We start from the raw sequence: 13,243 nt of genomic DNA, 5'->3' as shown, positions 1-13,243 counted from the left end.
GCTCAGTCTCGTGTAGCGCTGTGCAGCGCCAGATCCTCGAGGAGCCGCATGTAGCGTGCTGCGATGAGTGACCAGTCGTAGTCTTTGGCACGAATCGGCCCCTCGGCGCGCATCCTGGTCCTGGCGTCGGTGTCCTGAAGCAGTCCGGAGATCCCTTCGACGAGGGTCGCAACATGCGCGTCCGGCAGCAAACGCGCGATACCTCCAGCAAACTCCGGGAATGCCGTATTGTCGAGAGCGATCACTGGCGCTCCACAGGCCATGGCCTCGAGCACCGGCATGCCAAAACCTTCATATGCTGACGGATAGACCAGCGCGCTGCATGCGCAATAGGCTTCAGCAATTTCGCGGTGATCTGCGTGTGCGATGGCGACGACGGCATCCTGCACGCCAAGCGCGGCGATGTCAGCGGCAAATGACGTGCCCGGCAGCGCCGTTCCGATCAGCACCAGCTTGTGCGGGAGGTTTCGCATGCGCTTGAGTTCTGCAAAAGCGCGCAGCAGGTTTGGCAAGTTGCGTCGCCGAGTGGGCTTTCCCACGTAGAGGAGATATGGCGTATCCGCGCCCGTAAGTCGTCGTCGCGTCGCGGCCAGTATCGCCGGATCATCCACTGGGTGAAACAACTTCGTGTCCACGCCTTCCGGAATGACGTGAATCGCATCAGCAGGTAGACCGTAGAAGCGAGCCATATCATTGCGACTGTACTCGCTGACCGTGGTAACGACATCGGCAGTTCGCGCACTCAGCATATAGCCGAGTCGCGAACGCAGACGCGCCATGAGCGGAAATACCTCGTGCTGCTCCCGATAGCCCTCGTAGGAGCCATGGTGAGTCAGCAGGGTTGGTGCCCGTTTGACCCAAGGCGAGATGTAGCTCGGGCAGAACAGGACACCGCCCGACCCGTGCGCGCGCGGCAACGTCCACTGTTCCCAGCCTGCGGCCGGCAGCCGCGACGGCAGCACGACCCGCGCAATATTGGCCGGCAGGTCAAAATCAGAGGGCAACGGTTCGGGTGTGTACACGCGAATCGCCGCGAATCCGTGCGGCATTCGCGCGAACTGCGTGATCAGCGCCTCGATCGCGCGGGCGACACCGCCGCGGTTACGCAGCAACCGGATGCCATTGATGCCAAGCACGCCGAGGCTTCCGTGTGGTTCAGAATCTGACATGCTGGCAGGCCTTGCCCGAACCGCTGATGTAACCGACAAATTCACCGATGCCCCACATCGTGAAGAATGCCAACTGCAGCGGACAAGTGAACGCGAATCGCCATCGATGGCGACGCTTGGGGGCGACCGTGCTCACCAGACGCCAGAACAGCAGCAGAGGTACCAGCGGTGCGCCGATCGCACGCAGGGTTCGCAGCGACAGTGATTCCTCCCGGGCGCGCATCCCTGCGAAACAGCGACCGTGGAAAAACCGCGATAGCAGGAAATCCAGCAACGCGATCGGCTTGTTGAGCGAGACACCCATTTCCGGGTCCAGTTGGGGCGTCACCCCTGCCGCAGCCGCCTGCCAGTTGACGAAGGTCTTCCAGAAAATCGCAAATCGGGGTTTGTCGTCATCGAACAGCAGGTCACGCGGGTAGGACACATTACTGCCGGGAATCACCGATGATTCGCCGGCGACCATGGGCAACATGAAATGTCCGTATTCGTTGAAGTAGATGGCCCATTGCGACAATGTCATCGACTCGCCGCGCCAGGGTTCAACGTATCCGCCGACAATTCCGCCGCGCCCTTGCAGCTGGCGTCTTGTCACTGCTTCGACCCAGTCCGGTGCGACGATACAGTACGGGTCTATTACTGCGACAATTGCTCCCGTGCAAGCGGCGATACCCCGGCCCCGCAATTGCGCGACGTTGTTCTCGACCGGGCAGCGCAACAGGCGAACGGATGGATAATCCTGTGCGACGATCGCGGCGGTATCGTCCGTCGAGGCGTCCGCCACGACAATTTCCATGCTCGCCGACTGCTGGAGCAGCAGGGCGTCGAGGCATTTGCCTATCACAGCGGCTGCATTGCAGGTGGCAATGACCACCGAGAGCGTGGATCGGCGATTCTCGATCGTGCCGGTCAAGTCAGTACTCAAGGGTTGGCGGTGCCACCGGGCACGCGCGCGCGTGTCACGAGCGCGCCGCTGCGATAAACGAGCGCGCCGCCGCTTTGCATCACGGCGTGACAGTAACGGCAATATTCGTCCCGCAGCCGCTCGTACTGCGATGTAGCCATTGCATTCAGGTGCTTGCGCGCAAAGCTCGACAGAGTTGCCTGCAGCATCCAGAAGTGTTCCGGATCTGTGATCTGCTCCTGGTGACCATACCATCGCTGGGTGATCGCCTCCATGCCGGCGCTGCGTAACAGTGTTGCCACTGACGCCGCATAATGCTTGCGCCCCTGGGTCCAGCCGGCATGGCCGTCAGCGGCCGGATTGTCGCCGCGGGCTCTCAGGAACGAATCAAGCGACTCCGTGGCGCAGAGGACTGCGCGGCCACGCAAGGCGGCAAACCGGTCGCCGATACGGCGCGCAACGGCACGCGCGCCGGCAACAGAGAGCAACGAGGGCGCGCTGCCAACACCTATGCACACGAGCGCACCGGGCCGCGCCACCCGCATCATCTCGCGCACCGCGCGCTGCGGGTCGGGAAAGTGCCGCAGCGCGTACAACGAGACGATGCAGTCGAATTGTCGATCGGCAAACGGAAGATTCTCGGCATCGCCTTGACGAAACTGCACAATCTGCGGTTGCGGTAATGCCGCTGCAGCAGCGCTTGCCAGCTGCAACATCTGCGCCGACAAATCCAGCCCGATCACGGAATTGGGTCGGCTGTCGGAGTGACCTGCCAGGGACAGGCTGAGCACGCCCGTGCCACAGCCGACATCAAGAACGGCGTCGGAGTTTCGGGCGTTCGCGAATTCGAGCAGGCGTTGCGCGATATGCGTGGTATAGCGACGTGTCAGTTCCTCGAACTGATCGACGACATTGTTGTAACTGTCGGCATCGACAAGCTTGAACGTATCGCCATCTCGCTGCGTCATTCAGTCAACCAAGGCTGCGTATCGGGTCGCCGCCATCCCACTCGCGCGCGGCACGCTTGATGTCGTCAAACAGTGCATGCATCTCGGGTTTCGCGTCGATGATCTCAAGCATGGTGCCTGGCCACAGGACGTCGGTTTCGAGGTAGGCAAAGCGCGAAATCGGCAGCTGACCCTCGACCGCGACCTTGATGCCGGCAGCGCGCGCCGCCGCCATCTGCGCATCGTAGTCAGTGGCGAAGGTTCCGACATGATGCACTCCGCTGCGGCCACGGCGCAGGAAGTCCGCATAGGGTGACGGGTCGGGCCCGGGCACGATGATTTCTACCATGGTTTCGCCGGAGAACGAGAGGGCCGCATGGGCCAGGATATCGCGCCGGTCGGTCGGCTGGTCGTAGACGGTCATCCAGTCGAGCGCCAGCGGCAGCGGAAAAAGAAAGAATGGCCCCACCCCCATAGTTTTGGTCCAATGCTCCACGGCCGGTTCAAGCTCCGGCACGACATACGCAACCTGGAAGATCGGACCGAATAATTTGCTCATCTTGTCCTCCCGCCGGGGTACCAATGCGCCCGCCATCAGTCGACATTGTACGGAATTGGCCGTGACCTGTGCGGCCGCGGCGCGGCAGTGGTTGTTGCGTGTCGCCGTGCTCGTCCTGCTCGCGGGCTGCACCAACGGGCAACAACCAGCGCCGCAACCTGTGGGTGTTGCGACGGCCGGTGGGGAAGCCCAGGACCCTGAGTACATCGGCAGCGCGGCCTGCGCGGGCTGCCACGCGGAAATTGCGCTCGAATGGAAGGCTTCGCAGCATGCGATAGCGATGCAGCCGGCCGGCGAGACGTCCATCCTCGGTGCGTTCGATGGTCGCAGAATTCGCGTTGACGGTTTGCACTATCGTTTCTTCAGGGAGGGGGCTGATTATCTGGTCGAGGAGCAGGTCCGCGACCAACCACCGAGCCGGCACACGGTGCGTTATGCCTTCGGCGTGGCACCCTTGCAGCAATATCTCCTCGAAGGGGTGGGTGGGCGTTTGCAGGCACTGACGATCGCCTGGGATACACGCCAGGCCGAATACGGTGGCAATCGCTGGTTCTCTCTCTATCCTGGGATGACATTGCAACCCGGTGACGCCTTGCATTGGAGTGGCTATCTCCAGAGCGCCAATCTCATGTGCGTCGACTGCCACGTAACGGGATTTCGCAAGAATTTCGATCCCACGACCAACCGCTATGCATCGACCTGGGCCGAGGTTGGTGTCGGGTGCGAAGCCTGCCACGGAGCGGGGTCGTTACATGGCGAGCGATATCGGCAAGCAGGCCTGCAGGTTGACGGTCACCCTGCAGGTGATCATCTGGCGCGGCTCGATGAGCGCAGGGATGTGGTCTGGACAACGGACCGCCTTACACGACAGCCCGTTCGCAGCCGCCCGCGAATCAGCGACAGGGAGATCGAAGTCTGCGCCCGCTGCCATTCCAGGCGAAGTCAGTTGACAGACAGCGCGGGCTCCGCGGGTGAGCTCGAACAGGGCTACCGGACCGCGCTCATTGAGCCGGGGCTTTTTTTCGCGGACGGACAGATGCGCGATGAGGTCTACAACTATGGCTCATTCGTGCAAAGCCGCATGTATGCGGCCGGCGTGACCTGCAGTGATTGTCACAATCCTCACACCGGCAGGATCCGTGCAGAGGGTGATGCGTTATGCGGGCAATGTCATGAATTGCCTCGCTACGCGAGTCGGGACCATCATCTTCATGACCCAGCCTCGGCCGGTGCGCGATGTGTTGCTTGCCATGCACCGACGCGGATCTATATGCAGATCGATGGCAGGCACGATCACTCGTTTCGCATACCACGGCCGGACCGCACGCTATCCTTCAGCGCGCCGAATGCCTGCGACGGCTGCCACGCGCGTCGCGGCGCGAAGTGGGCCGCCGCGCGTCTGCGCGAGCGCTTCGGCCCGCCCAAAGCCGGCCAGCAGTATTTTGCAGAAGCCTTTGCGGCTGCAGATGCCGGCGACAGGGATGCAGTGAAATCCCTGCCTGCCATCGTCGCCGACGGCAAAACATCGGCGCTTGTTCGTGCGAGTGCCCTCGAGCGGCTGGCGAATCTTGGAGCAAGACCGCCGCGAGAGCAGACCCTGCGTCTTGCGGCCGATCCGAACCCACTGTTGCGACGCACGGCCGCAGTCTTTGCATCAACATACCCCGAGGCCTGGCCGATGCTGCTTGGCGACCGGGTTCGCAGTGTGCGTGTGGAGGCGGTTGGTGCCGCCATCGCCGACGGAACGTCATTTGGCGATCTTGCGCGGCTGCCCGGCTTCGATGCGGCGCTCGACGATTATCTTGCGGCACAACGCTTCAACTCCGACCGGCCCGAGGGCTTGGTCAATCTGGGCAATGCGCTGCTGTGGCGCGGCGACCTGGAAGGGGCGGCAACAACGTTTGCCGAAGCATTGCAGATCGATCGCGAGTTCGTTGCCGCCGCTGTCAACCTGGCAGAGGCGCGGCGGATGCAGGACCGGGAGAGCGATGCGGAACGCGTGCTGCGCGATGCCTTGCCGTTTGCCGGCGGGACCGGCGCAGTGCATCACGCTTTGGCGTTGTCGCTGGTGAGACAGGGACGCGTGGCTGAGTCCTTGCCCTACCTGGCTGAGGCCAGCCGGCGTGAGCCGACGAATGTCCGCTTCAGCTATGTGTATGCTGTTGCACTGCACGACTCGGGGCAGGGCGCAAAAGCATTGCAGGTGCTCGGGCGCGCGTTGCGATTGCGCCCCGGCGAGCAACTTCTGCAAGATACGTTGAACTCATGGAAGCAAGGCATTGAATCGTCCCGTCGTTAGATCCGAATCACTGGTATTGCTGATCGCGGGCTACCTGGTGCTGTTCGCCAACCAGACCTGGTGGACGGGCGTGCTCGCGGGCCGCAGCTTTGCCGAAGTCGGCAACTGGTGGTTTGCGCTTGCGCTCGGGATCGCGCTGTCCGCGGTCCATTATGTTCTCTTTGGACTTGTCGCCATTGGCTGGTTCGGACGAGTCGTGCTGAGCATCGCCGTGATCGCCGCTATGGCTATCAACTACTACATGCGCACCTATGGCGTCGTGATAGACCCTACGATGATGCAGAACGTCCTCGCGACGGATGCGCGCGAAGCGTCGGAGTTCATCAGCCGCCAGTCCGTTCTCTCGATCGTCCTGCCGGCCGTGCCGCCACTGTTCTTCATCTGGTGGGTACGTTTCCGGTCGCTACCCTGGGGACGCGCGCTGGCCTGGCGACTGCTCAGCATGTTGATCGCGCTGGTGTTGGCTGCGGCTTGCGTTTTCAGCGTCTATCGGGATTTCAGTTCCTTGATGCGAAACGAGCGCGGCCTGCGCTACCGGGTTACACCAGCGAACATCATTTACGGCACGTTGCACAACCTTTGGGGCCCTGCGGGGAAGCCGGATGGTCCGAGATCAATCGTCGCTGCCGACGCGCGCTTCGTTGGCAGCGAACTTGAGCGACCCAGAGTACTGGTGATCGTAGTCGGAGAGACTGCGCGAGCCGCGAACTTCTCCCTGCTCGGCTATTCCCGCGATACCAACCCGCAATTACTTGCGCGCAACGTGGTCGCCTTCCGTGACGTAACAGCCTGCGGAACGTCGACGGAAGTTTCCTTGCCGTGCATGTTCTCGGCGGTTGACCGGCGCGATTACGACGAGGACAGGATCCGCACCAGCGAAGGGCTGCTCGATGTGCTGGTGCGCGCCGGGTACCGTGTTTTCTGGCGCGACAACCAGTCCGGTTGCAAGGGTGTGTGCGCCAATCCGGCGATCGACTCGAGAACACTGCGGGCAAAGGACAATCCGCAACTGTGCAGTGCCGACGGCTGCAATGACGGCGTGCTGGCCGGTGCGCTCGCTGATATTCTGCACGAACCGTCGGCACGAGTCGCCATTGTGCTGCATATGTTGGGTCAGCACGGCCCGGCCTACTATCAGCGCTATCCACGCGCCTACCGCGTTTTCACACCGACCTGCGATACTGCTGAATTGCGCCGATGCACGCGCGAGCAGGTTGTCAATTCATATGACAATGCGTTGCGCTACACCGATGCCGTGCTCGCCAGCATCATCGACCTGCTTGCGGCGCAACAGTCGCGAATCGACAGTGCGATGCTGTTCGTTTCAGACCATGGCGAGTCGCTGGGCGAGTCGGGGCTCTATCTGCACGGTATGCCCTACGCGATAGCGCCGGACGTGCAATTGCAGGTGCCCATGGTGTTTTGGGCCACGAGCGGATTCATGCAGCTCACGCGGCTCGACGAGAATTGCCTGCGTCAGCGCGCGCAGCAGCCCGCGGCTCACGACAATCTCTTCCACTCGGTGCTCGGCATCCTCGATGTCACCACGACGGCGTACGACCGATCGCTCGATGTATTGGCGAGCTGCCGCAATTCAGCGGACCCCTAGACTGTGTCTTTGAATCGATTCACGCATCTGTGGTTGCCGTGGTCGGTGTATCTGCCGGTATTCCTCGCGCTCACGCTGGGGCACTGGGATTTTCGGATCGCCGAGCACCTGTTCTACGATGCCAGGCTGCAACACTGGCTGGGTACGGGAACCGGTGAGTGGTGGGCCCGCGACCTCATTCATACCGGCGGCGCCTGGATGGTCAAACTGATCGCGGCCGCAACCCTGATCGTGTGGCTGTCGGGTTATCGCATTGCGCGCTTGCGGGATTGCCGGCGCGACGCGGCATTCGCGTTCTTTGGCATCGCCGCGGCGGTCGCGCTGATCGGTGTCATTAAAGCGACCAGCAACATGGATTGCCCCTGGGATCTGCAGCTGTTCGGAGGTGAACGGCCGTTTGTCGGGCTTTTCGAGACGCGTCCCGGGAGCCTGCCTCGCGCGAAGTGCTTTCCGGGCGCACATTCGGGTTCGGCGTTCGCATTGTTCGTGTTCTATTTCATCGCCCGGCAGAACCGCTCGAAATACAGTCGGCAGATCCTGGTAGCGGCGCTGTTGCTTGGGGCGATTTTTGCTTTCGGCCAGCAGGCACGCGGTGCGCACTTCATGTCGCACGACCTGACCAGTGCGATGTTGGTGTGGACACTGCTGTACGGCCTGACGAGCCTACGCTACCGGATGCCCCGTCACCGTCGGCCGCAACACGCACTGGTTAATGAAGAGTCGTAGCGGAAGGGGCGTTCATGCGCCGACTGTGACCTGCGTCCTTCTTTGATGCGGCTGGCGGGCGCAGGATTTTCCTCGCTGTGACGCGTCCTGCGAGGGTCAGACCATGTTACGTCGTGCTGCCGTTCTTCTGTGCGTGCTGATGACATCCGCCTGGATTGGCCAGTCGCTGGCCGATCCCCCGGAATGGGCGCCAGCGCACGGTTATCGCAAGAAGTATCGCGGTTACTCTGGGCAGGAATATGACCGCGATTTTGCGGTACGAAATGGTCGTTGCGATCGCGAGGCGATTGGCGCGGTACTCGGTGGCGTCGCGGGCGGCGTGATCGGCAACCGGGTTGCGGATCCGGACAACCGCGTCGTTGGCACCGTGATCGGCGCCGCCGTCGGCGCGCTGGTTGGCGCCAAGATCGGGCGGGAGATGGATGAGGGCGACCGCGCCTGCATGGGGCACAGCTTCGAGCTGGCCGGTGCTGGCCGACAGGTCGCCTGGCGCAATGCAATCACGGACACGACCTATCTGCTCTCCGCCGGCCCCGTTTCGCGCCGGCGCGACAGCAATTGCCGAAGCTACGTTCTGATCGTACAGCGCGCCGGGCAGAAGACGCGCCAGCGCGGAGTCGCATGCCGAGCCGGGCCCGGGGCCTGGCGTTTGCGTGATGATTGAAATCGCCGTCGGCGGCCCCGTGCGAGGCGAATTCAGTGCAACAGCTGACTCGCCGCCGCGTTGCAGCCGATGGCGGCCGTCGCCAGGCCGATAATCCAATGTAGCGGACTTCGCGGCGCGAATGCGGATTTGAGCCGCCCCGCGAGTGGCAGGGTCGCCACTGCCAGCAGCCCCAGCATGCCGATCAACGAGCCGAGTGCGAAGACCGCGAGGAACAGCAATGGCGAGCGCTCGTGCGCGTGAGGGAGGGTCGCCATGAGCGTCAGGGTCGCGGTTCCAGCCAGGCCCTGGGCAAGACCGACGAGGAAGGAGTTGTGCATAGTCCTTGATCCGCCAGGATTTGCGCCCCGCGACCCATTGCGCGCGCGCCACGCCCGGCGCAGCGTGCTGATGCCAAGCCCAAGCAGCACTGCGGCCATAGCCAATTGCAACAGGGAATCGATGCCAGGTGGAAGTTGCCCGCCCAGCAAGGTTACGGCAATGCCGAAGACAATCAGCATGCCCCCGTGTCCCATGCCCCAGGCCGCTCCATGGTGCAATAGCCGGCCGGCACTCGCGTCCTGCAACGCAAGATTCGACACCGCTGCGATATGATCCGGATCGAGCGCATGGCGCATGCCGATCAGGAAGGCGAGACCAAATAGCGTTAGCATGGTGATCCGTTGCTGAATTGCCAGAATTTTGCCTAATGTTCCTGCGCGTGCCTATATCCGGATGGCGGCGAGTCCTCTGCGCGGTTGCCATGGCGGCGGTACCTGGGGTCGCACTTGCCCACCAGGGCGTCGCGGCAGCCGGGGGATTCCTGTCCGGCTTCATGCATCCGCTCGCTGGGGTCGATCACCTGCTCGCCATGGTGGCGGTCGGGATCTGGGGCGCCTTCCTTGGCGCGCCTCTCATATATCTACTACCCGTGACCTTTCCCTTGATGATGGTGGTTGGCGCCATCCTCGGTATTGCAGGCATTGATCTGCCCCTGATCGAGGCCGGCGTGGCCCTGTCGGTCGTCGCGCTAGGCGCCGCCATTGCAGGGGCATGGCGAGCGCCTGTGGCACTTGCGGTGGCCATCGTGGCGTTCTTCGCAGTCTTTCACGGGTTCGCACATGGCAAGGAGTTGCCCGACGCGGCTGATCCCGCGGCCTATGCGGCGGGTTTCGTGTTGGCAACCGGTGGGCTGCATCTTTGCGGAATTGCGCTCGGGTTGGTTCGCCGATTGTCCTTCGGAGCGCCATTGCTGCGCGGCGCTGGTGTTCTGATCGCCGCGCTCGGCATCTGGATACTGCTCAGCCGTGTCTCGCCGGCCTGACAGTCGTGCCGCAGGCACTGCGTTGCTCGGCGCAGCCTTCGCGTACACGCCCCTGGCCCAAGCGCATGCCATGGGCAGCGGCGCAGGCAATCTGTGGGGCGGCGTCGTGCATTTCTTTACGAGTGCGATTGCCATCGCAACCGCGATCGGGTTCGGTGCACTGATTGCGCGATCGAAGGACGACGTGGTCGTGCTTGCGCTGGTCGTTGCCGGAGTCGCCGCGCTCATTGCCGGATGGTCCGGCCTGCAGTTGTCGCTGCAATGGCTCGCTGCGGTACTGACGGCGCTCGGGTTGCTGTGTGTGCTGGGCACCGCACCCGGCCGGGCGCTCCTCATGGTGCTTGCGCTCATAGCCGGGGGTTGCGTTGGCATTGCAAGCCGACTGGATGTGGCCGGCGTCGTTCCTGCACTGGGTGTTGCCGTCGGATTTGCAGCGACCAGCGCGTGGTCGATGGAACTCGTGTCACGTGTGGGTGCGCGCTTGCGCTACACCGGCAATGTCGTCGGCGCATGGGTGGCCGCCCTCGGCCTGCTGCTCTGGGCGCTCGCGTTGTCCGGTTTCATGGATCCGCGCTAGAGCAACAGACCTTGGTTCGGGGTAAATTGCGTCCATGCTGACTCATCGACCCGCCAGTCTCGAGCGTTGCTATCGAATTTCTGACCTGCGATCCCTTGCGCAGCGTCGGTTGCCACTTGCAATGTTCCATTACATCGACGGCGGCGCGGACGATGAATGGACACTACGCAGGAATACGGCCGCGTTCGACGACTACCAGCTCCTGCCAACGCAGTTGCGGGATGTCTCGGCCATCGACCTCGGAACGCAACTGCTTGGACGGCGGATTGAATTGCCGTTTTTCCTCTCGCCGACCGGCATGTCGCGCCTTTTTCATCATGAGGCCGAGACCGCGGTGGCGAGAGCTGCGCAGGCTTTCGGTACCTATTACTCGCTGTCCACGATAGGCACGACGTCGATCGAATCGATCGGTGCGATGGGAAACCAGGCGTGGATTTTCCAGATCTACATTCTGAAGGATCGAGAACTGACCCGGGAGTTCGTCGTGCGCTGCAAAGCGAGCGGCTGCCACGCGCTCGCATTGACCGTCGATACGCCGCTCGCAGGGAATCGTGAGCGCGACCATGTGACTGGCATGCAGATGCCGCCCCGGTTCACATGGCGCAGCCTGGCGAGTTTCGCTACGCACTTCTCCTGGACCTGGAACCTGCTGCGCCACCCGGATTTCCGGCTGGCCAACGTGGCGCATCGTGTCGATGCGCTTGCAGCGACTTCGATGTCCCTGATCGACTATGTCAACGGCCAGTTCGATCGCAGCGTAGACTGGGATGATGTCGCATGGCTGATCGAGCAGTGGCAGGGACCCTTCATCATCAAGGGCGTCCAGTCGCCCGCGGATGCGCTGCGCGCCGCAGATGTTGGCGCGAGCGCGATCATGATTTCCAATCATGGCGGCAGGCAGCTCGAGTCGGCGCCGGCGCCCGTCGACTGCGTTGCGCCGATTCGCGATGCCGTGGGCGATCGGCTTGAACTCATCGTCGACGGCGGCATACGCCGCGGAACGCATATCCTCAAGGCCCTGGCGCTGGGGGCCGATGCCTGTTCAATTGGCCGAGCCTATCTGTACGGATTGGCAGCTGGCGGCCATCTCGGCGTACTGCGCGCGCTGGAGCTGCTGAAGTCAGAACTCGCGCGCGACCTCGCGCTCCTTGGATGCGCCTCGATCGCTGATCTCAAGCCCGAGCATGTGCTGCGCCTGCGGCGCTGAGTCGGGCCGCAATCGCGAGAGCGCCGCAAGCACTGGGCTATGGCTGGCGCAGCGCCGGGCGCGCAATCGCATTGGCCATCACCGAGCAGATCAGCATCACGGCGGTCATGGGTACGAGGCTGCCGTCGTACAGCAGGCCGCTCACCCATCCGAATAGACCGCCAGCCGAATAGACGGCAGTCATTTGCACGGCCGCCGCGCTCCCGGCGAGCTTTGAAAAGTGCTGCAAATACTGGGCGGAGCCGGACGGGCTGATGATGCCCTGCATTGCGAGCAACAGGAAGATGCACGGCAGTACGTTCCACACCATCGCGCGGCCGCCAATCACGAGCACAAGCAGTAGCGTTGCGACCACCAGCTGGCAGGCAAGTGCGTGTCGCATGAGTCGTGCCGCACTCTGTAGCGTCAGGAAGCGCCGCGCGATGAGTGCGCCGCCGATGAATCCGGTTACGCCAAATGCAAAGACCATCGCAAACGACTTCGGACCCAGGCCCAGGGTCTGCATGTAAAGGAACGCAGAGTTGGTCAGATAGACCATCATCACGCTTGCCGAAAAGCCGAGAGCCATGACCAATCGCGATGGCAACCGGCGTCCGTCAACCTGTCGACTGAGAACGGCGACGCATTGGCGAAAGATGGTAAGCAGGTTCAGATTGCGCCAGCGACCGGCATGGGTTTCGGGGAATGCGAGCGCCCACCACAACCCCATGACGGTCCCGTAGATTGCCTTGGCGACGAATATGCTTCGCCAGCCAATGCTCATCAGCAGCGTGCCCGCGGCAGGAGCCAGGAGTGGCGCCGCCAACATGATCACCGTGACAGTGGCAAGACGGCGGCCCAGTACGGCAGGATCATAGATGTCGCGCACGAGCGCCAGACAGGCGACCGAGGAAAAGCCGACGCCGAGAGCCTGAATCGCCCGCAACCAGGTGATCGCCTCGATATTCGGCGCGGCGACCACGAGCAGGCACGCAGCGACATAGATTCCAAGGCCCGTGAGTCCAATGCGCTTGCGACCTACCTGATCGGACAGCAAGCCACCGAAGAACTGGCCAATCGCATAGCCTATGAGAAACGAACTGATGGTATTGTTGACCTTGACGATTGCGACACCGAGTTCGGCCGCCATTGTCGGAATGGCCGGCATGTAGATGTCCATGGTGAGAGCGCCCATCGCCGCAAGCGCGCCGAGGAACGGCAGGGTGGACGGCGATTCGGCGATTCGCTGGCGGGCAGGGCTCGTGGGCAGGGTGTTCAAGCGCTCGGTTCGTTCAGGGTCGTG

General features: G+C 62.8%; 13 protein-coding genes. 7 read left to right on the top strand and 6 right to left on the bottom strand.

The window, feature by feature from the left end:
- Nucleotides 1-2 precede the first annotated feature (2 nt).
- From R3E77_11080 to R3E77_11065, 4 genes are read right to left on the bottom strand one after another with little or no spacing between them, the layout of a single operon-like run.
- Entirely contained in the window at nt 3-1,169 is a 1,167-nt protein-coding gene (locus tag R3E77_11080; GenBank protein ID MEZ5499955.1) for a glycosyltransferase family 1 protein, read from the bottom strand.
- Nucleotides 1,156-2,091: a glycosyltransferase family 2 protein gene (locus R3E77_11075; protein ID MEZ5499954.1), complete on the bottom strand. Its 936-nt coding sequence runs from the start codon at nt 2,089-2,091 to the stop codon at nt 1,156-1,158. The genes R3E77_11080 and R3E77_11075 overlap by 14 nt, the downstream gene beginning before the upstream one ends.
- Nucleotides 2,088-3,038, bottom strand: coding sequence for a class I SAM-dependent methyltransferase (locus R3E77_11070; protein ID MEZ5499953.1), 951 nt, complete (start codon nt 3,036-3,038; stop codon nt 2,088-2,090). The genes R3E77_11075 and R3E77_11070 overlap by 4 nt, the downstream gene beginning before the upstream one ends.
- A 4-nt stretch (nt 3,039-3,042) precedes the next feature.
- Entirely contained in the window at nt 3,043-3,576 is a 534-nt protein-coding gene (locus R3E77_11065) for a VOC family protein (GenBank protein MEZ5499952.1), read from the bottom strand.
- 61 nt (nt 3,577-3,637) lie between these two features.
- Here R3E77_11065 and R3E77_11060 point away from each other — a divergent pair, with 61 nt between their 5' ends.
- From R3E77_11060 to R3E77_11045, 4 genes are all read left to right on the top strand, one after another.
- The gene (locus R3E77_11060) at nt 3,638-5,875 is read left to right on the top strand and encodes a multiheme c-type cytochrome (GenBank protein MEZ5499951.1); all 2,238 of its coding nucleotides are present in this window, start codon (nt 3,638-3,640) and stop codon (nt 5,873-5,875) included.
- Nucleotides 5,856-7,484 carry a phosphoethanolamine--lipid A transferase gene (locus tag R3E77_11055; GenBank protein ID MEZ5499950.1) on the top strand — a complete coding sequence of 543 codons (1,629 nt, stop codon included), beginning with the start codon at nt 5,856-5,858 and terminating at the stop codon, nt 7,482-7,484. Before R3E77_11060 ends, R3E77_11055 begins: the two co-directional genes overlap by 20 nt.
- A 9-nt stretch (nt 7,485-7,493) precedes the next feature.
- Entirely contained in the window at nt 7,494-8,210 is a 717-nt protein-coding gene (locus R3E77_11050; GenBank protein MEZ5499949.1) for a phosphatase PAP2 family protein, read from the top strand.
- A gap of 103 nt (nt 8,211-8,313) precedes the next feature.
- Entirely contained in the window at nt 8,314-8,874 is a 561-nt protein-coding gene (locus R3E77_11045) for a glycine zipper 2TM domain-containing protein (protein MEZ5499948.1), read from the top strand.
- A 32-nt stretch (nt 8,875-8,906) separates the two neighbouring features.
- Here R3E77_11045 and R3E77_11040 read toward each other — a convergent pair whose 3' ends face one another.
- Nucleotides 8,907-9,527: a hypothetical protein gene (locus R3E77_11040; protein MEZ5499947.1), complete on the bottom strand. Its 621-nt coding sequence runs from the start codon at nt 9,525-9,527 to the stop codon at nt 8,907-8,909.
- A gap of 35 nt (nt 9,528-9,562) precedes the next feature.
- Between R3E77_11040 and R3E77_11035 the strand changes: the two genes are divergently transcribed.
- The 3 genes from R3E77_11035 to R3E77_11025 are packed head-to-tail and all read left to right on the top strand — an operon-like array spanning nt 9,563 to nt 11,961.
- The gene (locus R3E77_11035; protein MEZ5499946.1) at nt 9,563-10,177 is read left to right on the top strand and encodes a HupE/UreJ family protein; all 615 of its coding nucleotides are present in this window, start codon (nt 9,563-9,565) and stop codon (nt 10,175-10,177) included.
- Nucleotides 10,161-10,754 carry a hypothetical protein gene (locus tag R3E77_11030; GenBank protein MEZ5499945.1) on the top strand — a complete coding sequence of 198 codons (594 nt, stop codon included), beginning with the start codon at nt 10,161-10,163 and terminating at the stop codon, nt 10,752-10,754. Before R3E77_11035 ends, R3E77_11030 begins: the two co-directional genes overlap by 17 nt.
- Before the next feature lie 34 nt (nt 10,755-10,788).
- Nucleotides 10,789-11,961 carry an alpha-hydroxy acid oxidase gene (locus R3E77_11025; GenBank protein ID MEZ5499944.1) on the top strand — a complete coding sequence of 391 codons (1,173 nt, stop codon included), beginning with the start codon at nt 10,789-10,791 and terminating at the stop codon, nt 11,959-11,961.
- 37 nt (nt 11,962-11,998) lie between these two features.
- On the opposite strand, the gene R3E77_11020 is transcribed toward R3E77_11025, so the two are convergent.
- Nucleotides 11,999-13,219, bottom strand: coding sequence for an MFS transporter (locus tag R3E77_11020; protein MEZ5499943.1), 1,221 nt, complete (start codon nt 13,217-13,219; stop codon nt 11,999-12,001).
- Between the last annotated feature and the right edge of the window lie 24 nt (nt 13,220-13,243).

This window comes from Steroidobacteraceae bacterium, from assembly GCA_041395505.1.
Lineage (GTDB): Bacteria > Pseudomonadota > Gammaproteobacteria > Steroidobacterales > Steroidobacteraceae > JAWLAG01.
Note: the sequence above shows the minus strand (reverse complement) of the source record. Positions and strands in the feature narration are given on the sequence as shown.

Excerpts from the sequence above, each read along its gene's own strand:
- R3E77_11025 (MEZ5499944.1), top strand. The coding sequence starts at position 10,789 with ATGCTGACTCATCGACCCGCCAGTCTCGAGCGTTGCTATCGAATTTCT.
- R3E77_11035 (MEZ5499946.1), top strand. The coding sequence starts at position 9,563 with ATGTTCCTGCGCGTGCCTATATCCGGATGGCGGCGAGTCCTCTGCGCG.
- R3E77_11080 (MEZ5499955.1), bottom strand. The coding sequence starts at position 1,169 with ATGTCAGATTCTGAACCACACGGAAGCCTCGGCGTGCTTGGCATCAAT.
- R3E77_11045 (MEZ5499948.1), top strand. The coding sequence starts at position 8,314 with ATGTTACGTCGTGCTGCCGTTCTTCTGTGCGTGCTGATGACATCCGCC.
- R3E77_11070 (MEZ5499953.1), bottom strand. The coding sequence starts at position 3,038 with ATGACGCAGCGAGATGGCGATACGTTCAAGCTTGTCGATGCCGACAGT.
- R3E77_11040 (MEZ5499947.1), bottom strand. The coding sequence starts at position 9,527 with ATGCTAACGCTATTTGGTCTCGCCTTCCTGATCGGCATGCGCCATGCG.
- R3E77_11065 (MEZ5499952.1), bottom strand. The coding sequence starts at position 3,576 with ATGAGCAAATTATTCGGTCCGATCTTCCAGGTTGCGTATGTCGTGCCG.